This is a genomic window from Bradyrhizobium symbiodeficiens (assembly GCF_002266465.3).
Lineage (GTDB): Bacteria > Pseudomonadota > Alphaproteobacteria > Rhizobiales > Xanthobacteraceae > Bradyrhizobium > Bradyrhizobium symbiodeficiens.
Map to the genome: position 1 here is coordinate 6696257 of NZ_CP029427.2, position 16992 is coordinate 6713248.

The 16992-nt window shown below is 65.5% G+C and carries 17 protein-coding genes; 8 read left to right on the forward strand and 9 right to left on the reverse strand.

Features of this window, described 5'->3' with window-relative positions:
- Positions 1–110: 110 nt before the first annotated feature.
- Positions 111–887, forward strand: coding sequence for a DUF2865 domain-containing protein (locus tag CIT39_RS31625; RefSeq protein ID WP_162308782.1), 777 nt, complete (start codon positions 111–113; stop codon positions 885–887).
- Positions 888–1023: 136 nt separating this feature from the next.
- Here CIT39_RS31625 and CIT39_RS31630 read toward each other — a convergent pair whose 3' ends face one another.
- The 6 genes from CIT39_RS31630 to CIT39_RS31655 form a co-directional block, all read right to left on the reverse strand.
- Positions 1024–1455, reverse strand: coding sequence for a hypothetical protein (locus CIT39_RS31630; protein WP_094976401.1), 432 nt, complete (start codon positions 1453–1455; stop codon positions 1024–1026).
- Between the two features lie 118 nt (positions 1456–1573).
- Complete coding sequence (gene pdeM / locus CIT39_RS31635; RefSeq protein WP_162308783.1) at positions 1574–2245, reverse strand: ligase-associated DNA damage response endonuclease PdeM; 672 nt, start codon at positions 2243–2245, stop codon at positions 1574–1576.
- Between the two features lie 42 nt (positions 2246–2287).
- Positions 2288–4885, reverse strand: coding sequence for a ligase-associated DNA damage response DEXH box helicase (locus CIT39_RS31640; protein ID WP_094976399.1), 2598 nt, complete (start codon positions 4883–4885; stop codon positions 2288–2290).
- Positions 4886–4963: 78 nt separating this feature from the next.
- Complete coding sequence (locus CIT39_RS31645) at positions 4964–5329, reverse strand: nuclear transport factor 2 family protein (protein WP_094976398.1); 366 nt, start codon at positions 5327–5329, stop codon at positions 4964–4966.
- A gap of 156 nt (positions 5330–5485) precedes the next feature.
- Positions 5486–5836 carry a RidA family protein gene (locus CIT39_RS31650; protein ID WP_094893138.1) on the reverse strand — a complete coding sequence of 117 codons (351 nt, stop codon included), beginning with the start codon at positions 5834–5836 and terminating at the stop codon, positions 5486–5488.
- 118 nt (positions 5837–5954) lie between these two features.
- Positions 5955–7613, reverse strand: coding sequence for an FAD-binding dehydrogenase (locus CIT39_RS31655; RefSeq protein ID WP_094976397.1), 1659 nt, complete (start codon positions 7611–7613; stop codon positions 5955–5957).
- Positions 7614–7876: 263 nt separating this feature from the next.
- On the opposite strand from CIT39_RS31655, the gene CIT39_RS31660 reads away from it, so the two are divergent.
- The 5 genes from CIT39_RS31660 to CIT39_RS31680 all read left to right on the forward strand — a co-directional run bounded on the left by CIT39_RS31660 (position 7877) and on the right by CIT39_RS31680 (position 12307).
- Positions 7877–8395 (forward strand): hypothetical protein, encoded by a 519-nt coding sequence (locus CIT39_RS31660; RefSeq protein ID WP_094976396.1) that lies wholly within the window; start codon positions 7877–7879, stop codon positions 8393–8395.
- A gap of 118 nt (positions 8396–8513) precedes the next feature.
- A complete protein-coding gene (locus CIT39_RS31665; protein WP_028140870.1) occupies positions 8514–8708 on the forward strand; it encodes a hypothetical protein in 195 nt (64 codons plus the stop codon).
- A 24-nt stretch (positions 8709–8732) separates the two neighbouring features.
- Positions 8733–9323, forward strand: a complete 591-nt coding sequence (locus tag CIT39_RS31670) for an SCO family protein (RefSeq protein WP_094976395.1) — start codon at positions 8733–8735, stop codon at positions 9321–9323.
- A 204-nt stretch (positions 9324–9527) separates the two neighbouring features.
- A complete protein-coding gene (locus CIT39_RS31675; protein ID WP_094977038.1) occupies positions 9528–10475 on the forward strand; it encodes a transporter substrate-binding domain-containing protein in 948 nt (315 codons plus the stop codon).
- Between the two features lie 188 nt (positions 10476–10663).
- Entirely contained in the window at positions 10664–12307 is a 1644-nt protein-coding gene (locus CIT39_RS31680) for a lysine--tRNA ligase (protein WP_094976394.1), read from the forward strand.
- Between the two features lie 111 nt (positions 12308–12418).
- On the opposite strand, the gene CIT39_RS31685 is transcribed toward CIT39_RS31680, so the two are convergent.
- Entirely contained in the window at positions 12419–13171 is a 753-nt protein-coding gene (locus CIT39_RS31685; protein WP_094976393.1) for a carbonic anhydrase, read from the reverse strand.
- A gap of 120 nt (positions 13172–13291) precedes the next feature.
- Positions 13292–13945 (reverse strand): S24 family peptidase, encoded by a 654-nt coding sequence (locus CIT39_RS31690; protein WP_094976392.1) that lies wholly within the window; start codon positions 13943–13945, stop codon positions 13292–13294.
- 191 nt (positions 13946–14136) lie between these two features.
- Between CIT39_RS31690 and CIT39_RS31695 the strand changes: the two genes are divergently transcribed.
- Together CIT39_RS31695 and CIT39_RS31700 are read left to right on the forward strand one after the other, a co-directional pair.
- Positions 14137–14481: a DUF952 domain-containing protein gene (locus tag CIT39_RS31695; protein ID WP_094976391.1), complete on the forward strand. Its 345-nt coding sequence runs from the start codon at positions 14137–14139 to the stop codon at positions 14479–14481.
- Positions 14478–15575 carry a quinone-dependent dihydroorotate dehydrogenase gene (locus tag CIT39_RS31700; RefSeq protein ID WP_094976390.1) on the forward strand — a complete coding sequence of 366 codons (1098 nt, stop codon included), beginning with the start codon at positions 14478–14480 and terminating at the stop codon, positions 15573–15575. Before CIT39_RS31695 ends, CIT39_RS31700 begins: the two co-directional genes overlap by 4 nt.
- Before the next feature lie 91 nt (positions 15576–15666).
- Here CIT39_RS31700 and CIT39_RS31705 read toward each other — a convergent pair whose 3' ends face one another.
- Positions 15667–16992: an MATE family efflux transporter gene (locus CIT39_RS31705; RefSeq protein ID WP_094976389.1), complete on the reverse strand. Its 1326-nt coding sequence runs from the start codon at positions 16990–16992 to the stop codon at positions 15667–15669.

The window sequence follows — 16992 nt, forward strand, 5'->3', positions numbered from 1 at the left end:
ATGGTGAATCATGTGCTGAGATCCCCAAGGGGTCTCGGCCGGTCCCGTAGCGTCGGGTGGAGTGAGCGTTGCGTACAGTCCTGTCCCATGCGCGCCGGCGGCGACGCGCGATGCTTGTAGCCGCCACCCTTGCAGCACCGCTGCTGGCGGCGCCGGCCCCGGTTTCGGCCGAAGGCCTGTTCGACTTCTTCTTCGGCGGGATGCAGCAGCAGCAACGGCCGCAGCGCGAGGTGCCGCAGCAGGCGAGTTCCTACGCCGATCCCTTCGCCGGGCAGCAGAATGCCGCCACGCCGCAATATGTGCCGCCGACCCGCGCGGCGGCGGCCGGCGGCTCCGGCCCGGCCTTCTGCGTGCGCAGCTGCGACGGCAAATATTTTCCGCTGATGCGCGGCCTCGCCTCGGCGGCGCAGATGTGTCAGGCGTTCTGTCCTGCGAGCGCGACCAAGGTCTATTTCGGCTCCTCGATCGACGGTGCGGCGTCGCAAACCGGCGAGCGTTACGCCGACAGCGAGAACGCCTTCGCCTACCGCAAGGCATTGCGTTCGGACTGCACCTGCAACGGCCGCGAGCCGGCCGGCCTTGCCCCGGTCGATCTCGCGCTGGACTCCTCGCTGAAGGCCGGCGACGTGATTGCGACCAGCGACGGGCTCGTCGCCTATACCGGCATCCGCGTCGGCAACGACCAGGCCGCGGACTTCACCCCGGTTGCGTCCTATCCCGGCCTTACCGCCCAGGTCCGCGCCCGCCTCGGCGAGATGAAGGTGGCCCCGGTGCGGGCAGAGACGGTGTCGGCAGATGCGCCCGCCGCGGAGATCGTGCGTGAGACGCTACCCAATGTGACGGTGCCGAAGACGGCAAAGCCGGCGAAGCGGGCGGGGCTGGATTGACTCACTCTCGTGTCCCGGACGCGACGCAGAGCCGGGACACAGAACGCCGCGAGCCTGGGCCCCGGTTCAGCAGCGCACCACACCCGACGATGCTTCGCATCGCTCGGGAGTGCTGCACTGCGCCCGGGGCATGAGACTATCGTCCGATAATCACCCCGATCACGTTCGGCGCCGCCAGATATTTCTCCTCGATCGCCGCGCGTGCGGCGGCGCGGTTGTCCGGGGTCAGCAAGCCGCGCTTCTCGGCCAGGATCATCCAGCAGAAGCCCCACCAGTCCGTCAGCATGCCGGCTTCGTCAACGAGGTCATAGCCCTGCTCGGCCGCGAAGATGCGCGCATGGGCTTCGTCCAACGTGTCCAGGAACAGATGATCCTCGGTCGAGAAAAGATCGTCGCTGACGTCGTCGATGGTGTAGCCCCAGATCGACTGGCAGACCGCATTGAACTCGCGGTCGAACTGGTCGTCGTCGATCCTCTGGCGCCGCGCCGCCTGATGCAACCGCGACAGCGAGCGCGCGAAATCGGCGATCCGGGTGAGGGCAAATTGATCGAAGGCGATGGTGGACATGTAGTCCTCGCAAAGTCTGACAGACGCTAGATATTGTGCCGGCAACGCACCGAATCACAATGATATATCAAAGACTTGCTAAAGTGTTCTTAATTTGTTCCGAGGCGGCGCCGAAATCTCAGGAACAGCGCGAGGCCGCGATCGCATGGACGCGGCGGTCGCCGAGCAGATGGGCGACGAAGCCGTTGGCTGGAAAGATCTTCGCAAATGCGACGTCGCGGATGCTGAGGCCGCCGGCATAAGCGCCGAACGCCGGCATCACCGCGCGCATCCCGTCGGAGGCGAAGCAGCGGCGCTCCATCGAGCGGCCACGCGCGGAGACGCGCGCCTTGGGATGGAGATGGCCGGCGATCTCACCGCGCGCACCGGTCGGCTCGTGACGGAAAGTGATCGGGCCGATCGCGACTTCGTCGGCGACAGTGCCGCCGAGATCGCTCGGCAGCATCGGATCGTGATTGCCCGAGATCCAGATCCAGTCGCGGCCGGTCTGGAGCGCTGCGACCGCATCGCGATTTTCCGGCGACAGCCGCTCATGTGCGGTGCGGTCGTGAAAGCTGTCGCCGAGTGCGATGACGGTGCGCGGATCATGGCGAGAGATGACAGCAGCGAGACGGCTCAGCGTTGCCAGCGTATCGTAAGGCGGCAAGAGCACGCCGCGGGCGGCGAAGCTCGAGCCTTTTTCCAGATGCAGGTCGGAGACGACGAGCAGGCGCTGCTCTTCCCAGAACAGCGCGCCGGAGAGATCGGCGGCAAAAGTCACGTCGCTGATGGCAACTGTGGACACGCGCATGTCGTCGATATCCTCCGAAACCTGCGCGCCAATCGTCACGTCTTACCCGCTTCTATCCATCGCCTCTTTGACGAGCTCATCGGCGGCTTCCGCCAAAAGCTCGTCTGCAGCTTCGCCATAAACTGACTCGCGACCGATTTCCAGCATCACGGGCACGGCCAGCGGGGAGACGCGGTCGAGTTCCCGGTGCGTGATCCGGCCGTGGATGCGCACCAGCATGTCGCTGAGACGGCGCAAATCGAGCAGGCCGGTGGCGGCATCGGCGCGCGCGGCGCGCAACAGGACGTGATCGGCCTGATGCTTGCGCAGCACGTCGTAGACGAGATCGGTCGAGAACAACACCTGACGACGGCTCTTCTCCTCGCCGGTATGCCGGCGTGTGATCAGGCCGGAGATGATCGCGCAGTTGCGGAAGGTGCGCTTCATCAGGGCGGATTCGGCGAGCCAGGCTTCCAAATCGTCGCCGAGCATATCAGGATCGAACAGCGCGTTGAGATCGATCCGGCCATCACGGATCATGAAGGAGAGATCGCCGAGCGCCCAGATCGCCACCGCATATTCATTGGCGACGAAGCCGAGCGGCCGAGCGCGGGCGCGCTCCAGCCGGCGCGTCAGCAGCATGCCGAGGGTCTGATGCGCGAGACGTCCCTCGAAGGGATAGCAGACGATGTAGTGCTTGTTGGCGCGCGGAAAGCTTTCGACCAGGAGTTCGCGCACCGCCGGCACGCTGCTGACGTCCTTCTGCAGCGACAGCCAATCGCGCACCTGCTCCGGCAAGCCACGCCATGCGCGCGCGTCATCGAGCAGCCGGCGCACGCGTTCGGCGAGATAGGTCGAGAGCGGGAATTTTCCGCCCATATAGGACGGCACTTTCGGGTCCTTGTCATGCGCGCGCGAGACATAGACCTGATCCTCGACCAGGGTCTCATAGCGCACCACCTCGCCTGAAAACACGAAGGTATCGCCGGGCGAGAGGCCCTCGATGAAGGCCTCTTCGATCTCGCCGAGCAACCGGCCGCCCCGCGCGATCACGCCTGTAGAGCCGCCTGCCTTTCCTTGGCCACCGCCGCGCGAGCGAACCAGCCGCACCTTCAGCATGTCGTCCTCGACGATGGTGCCGACATTCATCCGGTAGCTCTGCCGCACCTTGGGATTGGCGACGCGCCAGCGACCCTCCTTGTCCTGCTTGATGCGGGCAAAGCGCTCATAGGTCTTCAGCGCGTAGCCGCCGGAGGCGACGAAATCGACGACGTCGTCGAAATCCGGCCGCGACAAGTCTGCGTAAGGCGCGGCGGTGCGCACTTCGGCATAGAGTTCATCAGAGAGGAACGGCTCGCCGCAGGCGCAACCGAGCACGTGCTGCGCCAGCACGTCGAGGCCACCTTTGCGCAAGGGCGGCGTGTCCTGCGCGTTCTCGGCGATGGCATCGATGGCGACGCGGCACTCCAGCACCTCGAAACGGTTGGCCGGCACCAGCACCGCGCGCGAGGCCTCGTCGAGGCGGTGGTTGGCGCGGCCGATCCGCTGCATCAGGCGCGAGGAGCCCTTGGGCGCGCCGATATTGACGACGAGATCGACGTCGCCCCAGTCGACGCCGAGATCGAGCGAGGAGGTGCAGACCACGCCGCGCAGGCGTCCCGCCGACATGGCGTCCTCGACCTTGCGGCGCTGGGCGACGTCGAGCGAGCCGTGATGCAGCGCAATCGCAAGGCCGTCGTCGTTCATGCTCCAGAGATTCTGGAACAGCATCTCGGCCTGGCTGCGCGTGTTGACGAAGACCAGCGTGGTCTTGTTCGCCTTGATCAGCTCGTAAATCTCGGGGAGCGCGTGGCGCGCGCTGTGGCCGGCCCAGGGCAGGCGCTCGCGCGTGTCGAGCATCTCGACCTCGGGCGGCGCCGCGCCGCCGGCGATGACGATGTCGGCAGCAGCCTCCTTGCCGTCGGGCTGCGGCACCAGGAAGCGCGCGAGCTGATCCGGCTCGGCCACCGTCGCCGACAGGCCGATCGCGCGCATCTGCGGCGCCAGCCGCCACAGCCGCGCCAGCCCGAGCGAGAGCAGATCGCCGCGCTTGGACGTCACCAACGCATGCAGCTCGTCGAGCACGATGCGCTTCAACGAGGAGAACAGGAATGGCGCGTCATCCGAGGACAGCAGCAGCGCAAGCTGCTCGGGCGTCGTCAGCAATACGTCAGGCGGATAGCGCCGCTGCCGCTGGCGCCGCGACACCGGCGTGTCGCCGGTGCGGGTCTCGACCTTGATCGGCAGCGCCATCTCCGCAATCGGCCGCTCCAGATTGCGCGCGATGTCGACGGCAAGCGCCTTCAGCGGCGAGATGTAGAGCGTGTGCAGGCCGCCGGAACGTTGCACGCTGCGACCGGTGGAGACGAGGCTTTTCTTCTCACCGGCCTCCCGTTCGATCGGCTGTTGCGAAAGCTCCACCAGGGTCGGCAGAAATCCCGCCAGCGTCTTGCCGGCGCCGGTCGGTGCGATCAGCAGCGCCGAGCGGTCCTCACGGGCCTTCTCCAGCAGCGCCAATTGATGCGCGCGCGGCGACCAGCCGCGGGCTGCGAACCACGCGTTGAAGCGGTCGGGCAGCAGCGCAGGCGTTTCGGCCGATGTTTTGAGAATACGGGGCGGCACGGCATGACAGGTAAGCCGTGAGCGTGGCTTCGTCGAGGGGTGCTGCCCTCCCCACCTGCGCGAGGAGGGCGAGCGGCCTCACGCCCCGGCCGGCACCTGATCCAGAAATCCGGTCACGCTTTGGATCCGGCCGTCCTTCAGCACGGCAAAATCAGTGCCCTTGATCGGGCTGTCGGCGCCGTCGGGACCAAGTCCCCAGGAAAAGCGGACGTGGTCGCCGTAGCCGTTGGGCTCGCCGATCAGCTGGAATTTGAAATCGGGAAAGCGCTGCTGCACGCCTGCGATCAGCGCCTCTATGCCGTCGCGGCCGTCGCCCTTCATCAGGGGATCGACATAGCTCGCATCAATCGTCCAGTTTTCGCCGAGCATCTCGCGGCGCCGGCCGGCGGTGCGCTCGTTCCAGAGCTCGATGTAGCTTTGGGCGATGGTGATGGGGTCGGTCATGGCACTCTCCTTCGATGACGCCGTATTCGGCTGTCCCCGACTATCGAAGGATCCCGCGCGCTTATCGATTACCTCGCAGGTCATCATTGCGCAGAAAAATGGAGCGCGATGATGTTGTCATCGCGCTCCATTCGCATGCGAATTGGCCCGTGAAGATTACTTCGCGGCAGTGACCATGATCTCGACGGTGTATTGCGGCGCCGCCAGCTTGGCCTCGACGGTGGCGCGGGCGGGAGTATTGCCGGCCGACACCCAGGCGTCCCACACCGCATTCATCTCGCCGAACGTCTTCATGTCTGTGATGTAGATCGTGGCCGAGAGCAGCTTCGACTTGTCGGTGCCGGCCTTGGCAAGATGGCCGTCGATAGTCTTCAGGATGTCCTGGGTCTGCTTCGTCACGCTTTCGCCGGCCGCGTTGTTGGCGACGACACCGGCGAGATAGACGGTGTTGCCGTGCACGACGACCTGGCTCATGCGCGGGCCGGTTTCGAAACGCTGAATGCTCATTGGTAGCTCCTCACTGGAATGGCGCCCCTGTCTAGCCCAGCGCCTCACGCCCTGCCACCCCGGCGGCGCATGCGTCGCTGGCAACGCATGCGCGGCTTATCGAAGCGGACCGAACAATTCAGCCCACCGCCTTGGCGGCGGACCGGCCCGCATTGCGGCCCGAGAACAGGCAGCCGCCGAGGAAGGTGCCCTCCAGCGAGCGATAGCCGTGTACGCCGCCGCCGCCGAAGCCGGCGGCTTCGCCGACCGCATAGAGGCCGGGAATGACACTGCCCTCGCTGCCGAACACACGGGATTCGAGATCGGTCTCGAAGCCGCCCAGCGTCTTGCGGGTGAGGATGTTGAGCTTGACCGCGATCAGCGGCCCTTGCGCGGGATCCAGGATCCTGTGTGGGGAGGCAGTGCGGATCAGCCTGTCGCCGATATAGCGGCGCGCATTGTGGATGTTCATCACCTGCGCATCCTTGACGTACGGATTGGCGATCTCGCGGTCGCGCGCCTCGATCTGCATCCTGATGTGCTCGATCTTGAGGAGGTCGCTGCCGGCAAGCTTGTTCATGGCCGCGACGAGGTCCTCGATCTTGTCGCGCACGATGAAGTCGACACCATGGCTTTTGAATGCTTCGACCGGCGCCGGCGCCCCCTTGTTGGTGGCGCGGCGCAGGGTCATGCGCCAGCTCTTGCCGGTCAGGTCCGGGTTCTGCTCCGAGCCCGACAGCGCAAACTCCTTCTTGATGATGCTCTGGGTCAGGATGAACCAGGAATAATCATAGCCGGTCGACATGATGTACTGGAGCTGCCCGAGCGTGTCGGAGCCGGGGAATAGCGGCGCCGGCAATCGCGTGCCCGTGGCATCGAACCACATCGAGGAGGGGCCGGGCAGGATGCGGATGCCATGGCGCGGCCAGATCGGATTCCAGTTCTGGATACCCTCGACATAATGCCACATGCGGTCGCGATTGATCAGCCGCGCACCTGATTTCCCGGTGATGCCGATCATGCGGCCATCGACATGTTCGGGCACGCCCGAGATCATGAATTTCGGCGGCTCGCCCAGCCGCTTCGGCCAATTCTGCCGCACCAGCTCGTGATTGCCGCCGATGCCGCCGGACGCCACGATCACGGCCTGCGCCTTCAGCGCAAATTCGCCGACGACATTGCGCGAGGTGCTCTTGCCGCGTTCGATCGTATCGGGGGCGAGGACAGCACCGCTGACGCCATCCACTCTGCCGTTGGTGATGGAGAGCGCGTCGACGCGGTGACGGAACCTGAAGACCAGCCGGCCGCTCTTCATCGCCTCGCGCGCCCGACGCTCGAACGGCTCGACGATGCCGGGGCCGGTGCCCCAGGTGACGTGAAAGCGCGGCACTGAATTGCCGTGGCCCATCGCGTCATAGCCGCCGCGCTCGGCCCAGCCGACCACCGGAAAGAAGCGATGGCCCATCGCCCGCAGCCAGGCGCGCTTTTCGCCGGCCGCGAACGCCACATAGGCCTCCGCCCATTGCCGCGGCCAGAAATCCTCGTCGCGGTCGAAGCCGGCGGCACCGATCCAGTCCTGCATGGCCAGGTCGAAGGAATCCTTGATGCCGAGCCGGCGCTGCTCCGGCGAATCGACCAGGAACAAGCCGCCGAACGACCAGAACGCCTGGCCGCCGATCGACTGCTCGCCCTCCTGGTCGACCACGATCACGCGCTTGCCTGCGTCGGCAATCTCGGTTGCGGCAACCAGTCCCGACAGGCCCGCGCCGACGACGATGACGTCGGTCTCTTCAGCCATGTGCTTCCCCCTCCATGAAGTTCCCCTGTATTTGCCCGGATTGAAGCCAGCGGTTGCAACTGAGATCAAGGGTGTGGCGCGTAAGACATCATTAACTTGTTCCACTTCGGGATCGAGACCCGCCGAGTGCAGCGCCGCCGCAACACTGGATTTGAATTTGTTTTGAGCGAGCCGGCCTGCCTAGACAAAACCTCGGTTACGACGGACGCTAGTCGCGCATCATCACCTGACACGCAGATTCGAATTCGACTGGGGCGGGGACAATGAAGTTTCTGACGGGGTTGCTGGCGGCAGTTCTCCTCATCGCTTGCATGGGGGCTTCTCACGCGGTGGTTCGGATCGCGGATGACCGCGGTGGCCGGATCGGAACCTACGTCGACAAATACCAGGACCTCAGGCAGTCAGGCGACACCGTCATCATCGACGGCCTCTGCGCCTCGGCCTGCACTATCGTTCTCGGCGCCATTCCGCATGACCGCATCTGCGTGACTTCGAGCGCGACGCTCGGCTTCCACGCCGCCTGGGATTTCGGCAGCAACGGCCGCGCCGTCACCAACACCGAGGCGACCCAGATGCTGTATATGATGTATCCTTCGCAGGTGAAGCGTTGGATCAACCAGCGCGGCGGCTTGACCCCGCACATGCTGTTCCTGAGGGGCAAGCAGCTCCAGGCCATGTACAAGCCCTGCTACCTGGACGCGCAGGCCTCGGCCATCAAGCCGTCGCGCCGGCCGCTCCCGCAATCTGACCAGATCGAATCCGCCCGGGGCCAGCTGCGCTGACCTTCTCGGCCTGACGGACCGTTCCGGCCCGCCAGCGGTGCCTTGCCCGCAGGCGGGCCAGGGCTTATCTGAGGCTGGGAACTGGGGCCTTCGCCCCGATCGTTGCCCCGATCGTTTCATGGCTCAACCGCTGCACCCATCGCATCCGCTACAGGACAATTCGCCCACTGCCGGCCGGACGCCGTTCGTGCTGCTGTTGGCGGGCGCGGGGATCGGCGGATTGCTGGTGCTGGGCGCGCTGGCACTGTGGTTCCACTACGGCACGCAGATGTTCTTCGAAATGATCAGGACCGGCTTCGCTGCCTGCTTCTGATCCGCCACAGGAAGTTTTCCGCTCATGAGTTCCGCCGCCCGTCCGCTGGTGATCGCGACCGCCTTCGCCGCAAGCCTCGTTGCCGGCCTCCTGATCATGTTCTGGGCCATGGGCGGCGTCAGCAAGGTGGCGCAGCCGGCCGCGATCGGCGGCCCGTTCCAGCTGACCGACCAGAACGGCAAGGCGGTCACCGACAAGAGCCTCAAGGGCAAGCCGACCCTGATCTTCTTCGGCTACACCCATTGCCCCGACGTCTGCCCGACCTCGCTGTTCGAGATCTCGGAAGTGCTGCGCGCGCTGGGCAAGGATGCCGACAAGGTCAATGCCGTCTTCATCTCGGTCGATCCCGAACGCGACACGCCGGCGATCATGAAGGATTATCTGTCGAGCTTCGATCCGCACCTCGAAGGCCTCAGCGGCGATCCCGCCGAGACCGCCAAGGTCATCACCTCCTACCGGGTCTACGCCAAGAAGGTCCCGACCAAGGACGGCGACTACACCATGGACCACACCGCGCTGATCTACCTGATGGACCGCGACGGCCGCTTCGTCTCGCCGTTCAATCTGAAGCGGACGCCGGACGAGGCGGCGGCGGATTTGAAGAAGTATCTCTGAGGGCTGCCGTTCGAGCCCACCTGCTCCCACATCGTCATGGCCGAGCTTGATCCCTCCATCCACGCCTAAGCCCGCGGGACGGAGAACGTGGATGCCCGGGTCAAGCCCGGGCATGACGACCGTCGCCACATTCCGCACTCGCCTTCCCGCCGGGATGGTCTATAACGCCCTCCGATCCCAATGAAATTCGTTCATTTCCGGCCGATGGCTCCATCGCAACAGGCGAAATCGTCCAAATCTGCCCGTAGCTTGCTGGCGGGGCTGGCGGTCGGTGCCTGCCTGCTCGCAGGGTTGCCCGACGCCAAGGCCCAGACCCCAGCCAAGCAGCCGCCCCCGGCGGCGCCCCAGGAGACGCAGCAAGCCGCACCTCGGGTCGCGCAGGCCGCCCCGCAGGCCGTGCCGAGCTTCTGGGACCCGCGGCGGCGGCCGGAGCGGCCGGACCTGTCGCGCCTGACCGTGATCCGCTTCCTGACCGAGACCGACTATCCGCCCTTCAATTTCACCGGCGCCGACGGCAACCCGGCCGGCTTCAACGTCGATCTCGCACGCAGCCTGTGCGAGGAGATCAAGGTCACCTGCACGGTGCAGATGCGCCGCTTCGAGACGCTGGTCGACGCGCTCTCCTCCAACCGCGGCGACGCCATCATCGCCTCGATGGCGGTGAGCCCGCAGCTGCGCGCCCGCGTCGACTTCACCGATCCCTATTACCGGGTGCCGGCGCGCTTCGCCTCGCGCAAGGATGCGGTGATGCCGGAGATCCGACCCGAATATCTCGAGGGCAAGAAGGTCGGCGTCATCGCCGGCTCCGCGCACGAGGCCTATCTCAAGGCGATGTTCACCGACGCCGAGCTGCACCCCTATCCCAACGACGACGCGCTCCGCAGCGCTTTGCGCAAGGGCGAGGTCGATTTCATCTTCGGTGATGCCATCTCGCTCGCGTTCTGGATCAACGGCACCGATTCCGGCGATTGCTGCGCCTTCTCCGGCGGTCCCTTCGTCGAGAGCCGTTTCTTCGGCGAAGGCATCGGCATCGCCGTGCGCAAGGGCAACGACGTGCTGCGCCAGGCCCTGAACTGGGCCCTGTTCCGGGTCTGGGAAAAAGGCCGCTACACCGATCTGTGGCTGCGGTATTTCTCGGTGAGCCCGTTCTGATCTTTCGCTACGCTTGCGGCGAACAAACTGCCGTAGGGTGGGCAAAGGCGCGCAAGCGCCGTGCCCACGTCTTTTGAAGTCGTGGGCACGCTTCGCTTTGCCCACCCTACGATTCCGCGATCGTTGCGCGCCAACTTTTGCATTCTGCCGGGAAATCGCTATTTTCCGCGGCCCGGAGGCCCTTCTTAATGTCCGTTATCGATCCCAACATGAGCCCGAGCGATCTGCGCACGCTCGCCGAACAATCCAACGCCTGGCCGTTCGAGCAGGCCAAGGCCATTGTCGCGCGGCTGAAGAAAAGCCCGAAGGACGAGGTGCTGTTCGAGACCGGCTACGGACCGTCAGGCCTGCCGCATATCGGCACGTTCGGCGAGGTCGCGCGCACCTCGATGGTGCGCCATGCCTTCCGCGTGCTGACCGAGGACAAGATCAAGACGCGCCTCTTGGCGTTCTCCGACGACATGGACGGGTTTCGGAAGGTGCCGGACAACGTGCCGAACAAGGAGATGCTGACCGCGCATCTCGGCAAGCCGCTGACGCGGGTGCCGGATCCGTTCTCCAACGAGTACCCCTCGTTCGGCGCGCACAACAACGCGCGCCTGCGCGCGTTTCTGGATCATTTCGGCTTCGACTACGAATTCGCGAGCTCGACCGACTACTACACGTCAGGCCGCTTCGACGCGACGCTGCTCAAGATGCTTGCCGTCTACGACCAGGTCATGGCGATCATCCTGCCGACGCTCGGACCCGATCGCCGCGCCACCTATTCGCCGTTCCTTCCGATCAGCAAGACCACCGGTGTCGTGCTGCAGGTCCCGATGATCCGCCGCGATGTCGCCGCCGGCACGGTGACCTATCTCGACCCCGACACCAACCAGGAAGTCGAAACGCCGGTCACCGGCGGCAACGTCAAGTGTCAGTGGAAGGCCGATTGGGCGATGCGCTGGGTCGCGCTCGGCGTCGACTACGAGATGGCCGGCAAGGATCTGATCGATTCGGTGAAGCTCTCCGGCGCGATCACCAGGGCGCTCGGCGCCACGCCGCCCGAAGGCTTCAACTACGAGCTCTTCCTCGACGAGAAGGGCCAGAAGATCTCGAAGTCGAAGGGCAACGGCCTCACCATCGACGAATGGCTGCGCTACGCCTCGCCGGAATCGCTGTCGCTGTTCATGTATCGCGAACCGAAGGCGGCGAAGCGGCTGTATTTCGACGTCATCCCGCGCAACGTCGACGACTATCAGCAGTTCAGCGACGGCTTCGCCAGGCAGGACGACAAGCAGCAGCTCGGCAATCCGGTCTGGCACATCCACAACGGCAAGCCGCCGCAGGGCGACATGCCCGTCACCTTCCAGCTCCTGCTGACGCTGGTGTCGTCGTCGAACGCGGAGAACGCCGAGACGCTGTGGGGTTTCATCGGCCGCTATCGTCCGGGCGTGAGCCCGCAGACGCATCCGAAGCTCGATGCGATGGTCGGCTACGCCATCAATTATTACCGCGACTTCGTCGCGCCGACGAAGCAGTTTCGCGTGCCGAACGAAACCGAGCGGGCGGCGCTGCAGGATCTGCGCGATGCGCTGTCACAGCTTGCGCAGGACGCAACGCCAGAGGACATCCAGAACGTCGTCTACGAGATCGGCCGCCGCGAGCCGTTCCTCGACCAGGTCAAGAAGGGCAAGGACGGACGTCCCGGCGTCACGCTGGACTGGTTCAACATGCTCTACCAGGTGCTGCTCGGCCAGGAGAAGGGCCCGCGCTTCGGCTCCTTCGTCGCGGTGTACGGCGTGCAGAACGCGGTCAACATGATCGACGGCGCGCTGGCAAGGAGCGCGTGAGGTAAGTCGCGGACGCGTAGCCCGGATGAGCGCAGCGAGATCCGGGGTCTTTGCATGTCGCGCAAGCGGTCCCGGATGTCGCTGCGCTCATCCGGGCTACGGGACTCCCGCTCAGATCGACTTCAGCACGTAACGCCGGTTGTCCTTCTGCACCGGGCGCGCGTTCATCGGATAGAGTTTTGCGAACGCGGCGACATCGCTGGCCGACACCTGGATAGGCGTGGTCAGCAGCAGCCATTCGACCACTTCCGAACAGGGCGGGGTCGTCAGCGAGCCGGGATAGCGGAAGTAGCTGAGTTTCGTTGGCAGCATGGCGTGCGGATCGATGCCCGCATCCGCCTTCACCGCGGGACCTTCCGCCGCCGGCATGGTCTTGACGATCTTGCCGAAAGCCGGGTTCGGCCTGCCCTCGGCCATCAGCACGCCGACCACGGCGAGGCCGCCGGCTTCGTTGCGATGGACGAAATGCGCCTCCATCGGAAAATTCTTGCCGCCGATCATGTGCTCGCTCGGCCGGTGGAAGTGCACCTGAAGCAGCGTGTGCTTGACGTCGCCGAGCATCAACGTGCTGCCCTCGGCGAAATTGAGCTGGATCGTGTGCCCGTTGTTGACGATGGTGTCGGCGCTCTTGCCCCAGTTCAGCTTCAGAACCGGCAATTGTGACTTGATCGTCCCCTCGATGTCGATCGGCGATTGCTGCAGGCCGACCGCGCAGGTTTTGTTTGCCGCATCAAGATCGCCCCATTTGGCCGGGCCGCCGACGCCCTCATAGCTCCAATGTGCGCCTTCGGCGGCGAAGCTCGGCTTGCACACCGGACAGAGCGCAAGACCCGCGAGAGCCTTCAGAGCATGACGGCGATTCATCTTATGTCCCCTGCGATAAATTTGACCGGCAATGCGAGGGAACCTAGGCGAGAGCAGCGCTGAGTCGCAAGTTCGCCGGAGCGAGATGCCCGGCGGTGTCATGATCCGGGAGCGACGCGATCACTGGCTTGCCCAAACGATGCGCGCGATCCAGCCAATGTCGCTCGCCACGATCGTGCGCGCGGCCTGCGCCGCCTCGAGCGGCTGCAAGTCCAGCGCCCTGGCAGTGCGGCGCTTCAACGTCGCGACGAGCACCTCACCCTTCCTGGTCTTCACCACCACACGATCCCCTTTGCGGATCGGCGTACCGGGCGAGACAAGGACGATGTCGCCGCTGCGATACACAGGCGCGAGCGCATCACCGGAAATCTCCAGCGCAAAGGCGTGGCTGTCCTCTGCGGTGGGAAGCGCGGTCTCGGTCCAGCCCTTGCCGGAAGGAAGGCCGGCCTCGTCGAAAGCGCCGCTCGCACCGGCCAGCGCGAAGCCGAGCAGCGGTACCGAGCGGCTGTCGCCTCCGTCCTCGTCGATCAGCCGTGCAAAGCTCTCGATCGAGGAATCGGCCGCGGCCAGCGCCTTTGCGATCGATTCGGTCGAGGGCCAGCGCTCGCGGCCGTCCGGGGTGACGCGCTTGGACCTGTTGAAAGTGGTGGGATCGAGCCCGGCGCGCTTGGCAAGACCGGACGGCGACAGACCGGCGCGCGCCGCCAGCCGATCCAGGGCGACCCAGATCTGGTCGTGCGTCAGTATCCTCCGCGCTTTGGCCTGTCTGACCATGCAAGGTCCAGCCCGTCGCAACTCAGGAAAACTATCCTCAAATCAACCGGTTTTCCGTTTTTCGCGCAAGAGGCGATAGGGCAGGCGCGTCAAGCGCTTGAGTTCGAGAGGTGTGGCCTTTACGGTCGCGGCCGGGTTTCAAGACCCGCAAGAGACGAAAAACCCGGGAAATTCAAAGGGCTCCACAAGCGGTGGTCAAGATCTACAAAATCTGTCCGGCCTCGGCCTGGCGCGAGGCGGAACGGCAGGGCATCTACCGGGGCAGCGCGGACGATGCGCGCGACGGCTTCATCCACTTCTCCACCGCTGCCCAGGTTCCCGAGACCTTGCGCAAGCATTATTTCGGCCAGCGCGCGCTGTTCCTGGTCGAGGTGGACGGCGACGTGCTCGGCAGCGTGCTGCGCTGGGAGCGCTCGCGCAATGACGAGCTGTTTCCCCATCTCTATGGCGAGCTCGACCTCGGCGCGGTGCTGTCGGTGATGAACCTCAACATCCGCTCCGACGGCGGCCACGACACTCCGGAGTTGCTGCCGTGATCCGCGCTTTCGACGCCTTTTCGCTGCCGGTGCTGCGCTGGCTCGATCCGGAAGACGCCCATCGCCTCGCGATCCAGGGCCTGCGCTTCCTGCCGCCGGTCAAGCCGCGCGCTGACGATCCCAAGCTCGCGATGCGCGCCTTCGGGCTCAACTTTCCCAATCCGATCGGCATGGCCGCAGGCTTCGACAAGAGCGCCGAGGTGCCGGATGCACTGCTGCGGCTCGGCTTCGGCTTCGTCGAGATCGGCTCGGTGACGCCGAAGCCGCAAATCGGCAATCCGCGGCCGCGACTGTTTCGTCTGGAGCGCGACGAGGCCGTCATCAACCGCATGGGCTTCAACAATGACGGCGCCGACGTCGCGCTGCGCCGGCTTGCCGCGCGCGCGCAGCACGGCGGCATCGTCGGCGTCAATGTCGGCGCCAACAAGGATTCGCCGGACCGCATCGCCGATTACGTCAAGCTGATCGAGACCTTTGCGCCGGTCGCGAGCTATTTCACCGTCAACGTCTCCTCGCCGAACACGCCGGGCTTGCGCAATCTGCAGGAAGGCGCCCTGCTCGACGATCTCCTCGCCAGGGTGATCGACGCCCGCGAGCGTGTTAGGCAGAAGGCCGGCGACACGCCGGTGCTGCTCAAGATCGCCCCGGATTTGAGCCTCGCACAGCTCGACGATGTTGTGCAGGTGGCGCGCTCGCGCCGGGTCGACGGCATGATCGTGTCGAACACGACGATCGCGCGGCCGAGCACGCTGCGGGAGGAGATGCGCGCCAGGGAGCAAGGCGGCCTGTCCGGCCGGCCGCTGTTCCGCCTGTCGACGCGGATGGTCGCGGAGACCTATGTGCGCGTCGAGGGCGCGTTCCCGCTGATCGGCGTCGGCGGCGTCGATTCGGGCGGTGCCGCGCTGACCAAGATCCGCGCCGGCGCGAGCCTGATCCAGCTCTATTCGTCCCTGATCTACAAGGGCCTCGGCCTCGTCGACGAGATCAAGCGCGACCTCACCTCGACGCTGCTGCGGACGGGACGGGACTCGCTGTCCGAGATCGTCGGCGCCGATGCCGCGACGCTCACCGCGGAAGACTGGCCGGGGATGTGAGGCGGTCTCCCGTAGCCCGGATGGAGCGCAGCGCAATCCGGGGTGTCTCCTCAAGCGCGAAGGCCCCGGATTACGCTGCGCTCCATCCGGGCTACGATTTCGGAAAGGTCTTCCTGAACTGCGCGGGATACCTCGCGGCCTGCAAGCCGCCGCGCGAGAGGTAGGAGGCCATCAGCGCGCACCACAGCCCGGCATTGCCGAGCGATTGCAGCGCCCACCAGGCGGCGAAGAAGATGGCGAGCGAAGCCAGCATCAGATTGCGCATCTCGCGTGCCCAGGTCGCGCCGATATAGATGCCGTCGAAGCCGAAGGCGAACACGCCGGGAATGGGTGCGAGCACGACGAACGGCAGGAATTCGCGCGCGGCACGGCGGACGTCGTCACTCGCCGTCATGACATCGATCAGAGCCGGCCCGAACAGCGCGAACAGCCCCGACACCACCAGCGCGAAGCCGAGGCCCCATAGCAGCACCAGCCGGGTCGAATCCGCAAAGCCTTTTGCATCGCGCGCGCCAACGGCGCGGCCGCACAGCTGTTGCGCGGCGTTGGCGAGACCGTCGAGGAAGAAGGCGCTGACCAGCAGGAAATTGTTGAGCACGGAGTTGGCGGCCAGCGTGACGTCGCCGGCCTGCGCGCCCTTTGCGGTGAAGAACAGGAACACGGCGATCAGCGCCGCCGTGCGAATCAGGATGTCGGTGTTCACCGCCAGCAACCGCAACAGCTTGTCGCGGTCGAGCAGGGTCGCATACGGCACGGCGAAGCCGTCATCGGCATAATGCCGGCAGACGATCACGCCGAGGGCGAAGCCGATCGCTTCCGACAACAGCGCGGCGATCGCGGCACCGGCGATGCCGGTGTCGTAGACCAGCACCAGCAGGATCGTTGCCGCCATGTTGACGAGGTTGATGACGACCTGAAGCAACAAGGCCGAATTGGCGCGGGCCTGGCCGATCAGCCAGCCTAGGATGACGTAATTGGCGAGCGCGAACGGCGACGACCAGATCCGGATCTTGAAGTAGGTCTTCGCGGCCCGCGTCACACCCTCGCTGCCGCCCATGAGGTCGAACAGCACGGCAGCCAGCGGCAGTTGCAGCAGGATCAGCGCGGCGCCGATCAGGCCGGCAACGATGAACCCGCGCGCCAGGATCGCGCTCGGCTCGCGCGTGTCGCCCGCGCCCAGCGATTGCGCGGTGAAGGCGAGCGTGCTCATGCGCAGGAAGCCGAACAGCCAGAACAGGCAATCGAAGATCACCGAGGCCATCGCGACGCCGCCGAGCAGCGCGGCATCGTCGAGCCGCCCGATCGCCGTGGTCGAGACAATGCCGATCAGCGGCGTGGTCAGGTTCGCGACCATCGCCGGGCCGGCAATGGCGAACACTTGACGGGTGCCGACTTTGGAATGGACGGGCGCGTGCAT